We start from the raw sequence: 3074 nt of genomic DNA, 5'->3' as shown, positions 1-3074 counted from the left end.
CCCCTTTGGGCGAAAAAACCATGGCCGTGCTGATGGCGATGTTGGTCGCGCTGATGCCGTTTTCTGTCGATGCCTATCTGCCTGCGATTCCCGAAATGGCGAAGTCGCTGGGTTCGGACATCCACCGCATCGAGCAAAGCCTGAGCTTTTTTATGTTTGGCGTGGCGTTTGGTCAGGTGGTCGGCGGTTCGATTTCGGATATTAAAGGCCGCAAACCTGTCGCCTTGGTGGGCTTGAGCATTTACTTTGCTGCCGTTATCGGTTTGACGATGGTGAATAATGTCGAGCAGCTGCTGAACTTGCGTGCCGTGCAGGCGTTTGGCGCGGGGATGACCGTGGTAATTTCCGGCGCGATGGTGCGCGATTATTATTCTGGACGCAAAGCCGCGCAGATGTTTGCCTTAATCGGCATCATTCTGATGATTGTGCCATTGATGGCGCCGATGATTGGTGCTGGCTTGCAGAATTTGGGCGGCTGGCGCATGATTTTCGGCTTTCTGGCCTGCTATTCGCTGCTGCTTTGGGGTTTGATGTGTTATTTCCTGCCCAAGCCGCATCAAAAAGGCAAAATCAGCATGGATGTGTTTGGCGTGGTGGCAGGCAGGTTTAAACGTGTTTTGAGAACGCGCGCCGCAATGGGCTATCTGTTTTTCCAAGCTTTCAGTTTTGGTTCGATGTTCGCCTTTTTGACCGAATCGTCGTTTGTGTACCAACATCTGTATCATGTTTCACCAAACCAATATGCTTGGATATTTGCGCTCAATATCATTACCATGATGTCGTTTAACCGCGTTACCGCATGGCGTTTGAAAACCGGTACGCATCCGCAAAACATCCTCAAATGGGGCATTATCGTCCAATTTGCCGCCAATCTGCTGATGACGGTTTTGGTATTGTCGCTGTCTCTGCCGCCTTTGTGGGCTTTGGTACCATGTGTGATGTTTTCAGTCGGTACGCAAGGCTTGGTCGGTGCGAACACTCAGGCCTGCTTTATGAGCTATTTCAGCGCAGAGGGTGGCAGCGCAAATGCGGTTTTAGGCGTATTCCAATCCCTTATCGGTGCATCGGTCGGTATGGCAACGACTTGGCTGCACAATGGTTCCGCCTTGGTGATGACCGGTATGATGTTGAGTTCGACCGTGTGCGGTATCGTGCTGTTGTGGGTTTGCTCGCATCAGGCTTGGGTGGAAAACGATAAAAAAGAATATGTTTAACCTTCAGGCCGTCTGAAAAACGGTTTCAGACGGCCTCAACTTTATATTGAAGAAATTAACCATGAGTACCAGCAAACAACGCCCCATCGGCGTATTCGATTCCGGCGTCGGCGGTTTGACCAACGTCCGTGCCCTGATGGAACGCCTGCCGATGGAAAACATCATCTATTTCGGCGATACCGCACGCGTTCCCTACGGCACCAAATCCCGCGCCACCATTGAAACCTTTGCCATGCAGATTGTCGATTTCTTGCTGGAAAACGATGTCAAAGCACTCGTCATCGCGTGCAACACCATCGCTGCCGTTGCCGGGCAAAAAATCCGCCAAAAAGCAGGCAATATGCCCGTATTGGACGTCATCTCCGCAGGTGCGGAAGCCGCTTTGCAAACCACCAAAAACAACCGAATCGGTATTATCGCGACCAATACCACTGTCAACAGTAATGCCTACGCGCGCGCCATCCATTCAAAAAACAACGATACGCTGGTGCGCACACAAGCCGCGCCCCTGCTTGTGCCATTGGTAGAAGAGGGCTGGCTCGATCACGAAGTCACCCGCCTGACCGTGCGCGAATACTTGAAGCCGCTCTTGGCCGACGACATCGATACGCTGGTGTTGGGTTGTACCCACTTTCCATTGCTCAAACCGCTTATCAGCCACGAAGCGCAAAACGTCACCTTGGTCGATTCCGCCATCACCACCGCCGAAGCCACCGCCAAAGCCTTGGCGCAAGCAGGTTTGCTGAATACAGAAAACGATAACCCGGATTACCGCTTCTACGTCAGCGACATCCCACTGCGTTTCCGCACCATCGGCGAACGCTTCTTGGGTAGGAGTATGGAGCAGATTGAGATGGTAACGTTGGGTTGATTGGAAATATTAAAGGCCGTCTGAAAGGTAAAAATAAGGTTAAAGTCGGCGAAATTCACAATGAAGAAGATGCCTTGGAATAAATTGCGAAATTGGAAAAAAGCTATGCAGCAGGTGGCCAGGGATTTGCAGTTTGAAGATTCGGCTGTGTTGCAGGATAGGATTCGGGGGATTAAAGAGAATCTACTTTTTGGGGCTGAGTGACTAGAAAGAAGTACATGGGAACACATAATTTAATTGATCAGCTTAATCATTTTTTAAATGAATTTAATCGCTTAAATTCTTTACTGTTGCTGAGCAAAAAAAACATACCAACCATTGATGATTCCAAGGCTATTTTACATATTGAATTTCAGACCTTTATGAAAGAATTTGATATAGCTTATCAACAGTTAAAATCCAGTGGTATGACCATGAATATCTGGCAATTTGCAGAGTTCGGTCGCTATGAAGTGCGCAATTGCAAAGTATTGTGCTGGCTGCTTGATATGCATGCAGATCACGGATTTGGGAGAAAATTTCTACTCAATCTGCTTGAAAATTTGAATCAACAAGCCGGTATTGCTGAAATTATTCCATATTTGACGCAAGAAAGCTTCTCCACTAATCAGGAAACCTTACAATGTGGCAATATTTCGGAACGTTTTGATATTGATATTAAGAGCCGAAATTGCCGTTTGATAATTGAGGCGAAGGTGGATGCTGCTGAAATGTATGACGGTAAAACAAGCCAATTAAAAAGGTATCAGGATATCTTGGACAAATCTTCTGAACCGCATAAATGTTTATTGTATCTGACTAGAGGATGCTATCTCCCCTTAGATGAAAGCCTACATAAGCAGGTAGTAGTTTTAAGCTGGAAAGATATTGCTAAAAGTATAAGAAAAACTATCTATGACGAATTGAATCAAGCACAAAGTTTTCGAAAAATGATATTTTTATCTTTGGCTCGCCATTTTGAAACCCTTTGAAGAAAGGAATATTTATGG

At 47.0% G+C, this 3074-nt stretch carries 3 protein-coding genes and 1 pseudogene; all 4 read left to right on the top strand.

From position 1 onward, the window contains the following. Positions 1 to 5: 5 nt before the first annotated feature. The 4 genes and pseudogenes from ACTHUT_RS16725 to ACTHUT_RS16710 all read left to right on the top strand — a co-directional run bounded on the left by ACTHUT_RS16725 (position 6) and on the right by ACTHUT_RS16710 (position 3056). Positions 6 to 1214 (top strand): multidrug effflux MFS transporter, encoded by a 1209-nt coding sequence (locus ACTHUT_RS16725; protein ID WP_440419123.1) that lies wholly within the window; start codon positions 6 to 8, stop codon positions 1212 to 1214. A 61-nt stretch (positions 1215 to 1275) separates the two neighbouring features. Then, complete coding sequence (gene murI / locus ACTHUT_RS16720; protein WP_250601130.1) at positions 1276 to 2085, top strand: glutamate racemase; 810 nt, start codon at positions 1276 to 1278, stop codon at positions 2083 to 2085. 11 nt (positions 2086 to 2096) lie between these two features. Continuing rightward, positions 2097 to 2289 (top strand): annotated as a pseudogene (locus ACTHUT_RS16715) (hypothetical protein); the annotation flags it as partial. Between the two features lie 14 nt (positions 2290 to 2303). After that, positions 2304 to 3056 (top strand): PD-(D/E)XK nuclease family protein, encoded by a 753-nt coding sequence (locus tag ACTHUT_RS16710; RefSeq protein ID WP_250601128.1) that lies wholly within the window; start codon positions 2304 to 2306, stop codon positions 3054 to 3056. The last annotated feature ends 18 nt before the right edge of the window (positions 3057 to 3074 follow it).

It is taken from the genome of Neisseria sp. P0022.S010 (genome assembly GCF_051956635.1).
The sequence above is the reverse complement of the archived record's forward strand: the minus strand, read 5'-3'. Positions and strand labels throughout refer to the sequence as shown.

Coding starts and splice junctions, on each gene's coding strand:
- murI (WP_250601130.1), top strand. CDS start 1,276: ATGAGTACCAGCAAACAACGCCCCATCGGCGTATTCGATTCCGGCGTC.
- ACTHUT_RS16710 (WP_250601128.1), top strand. CDS start 2,304: ATGGGAACACATAATTTAATTGATCAGCTTAATCATTTTTTAAATGAA.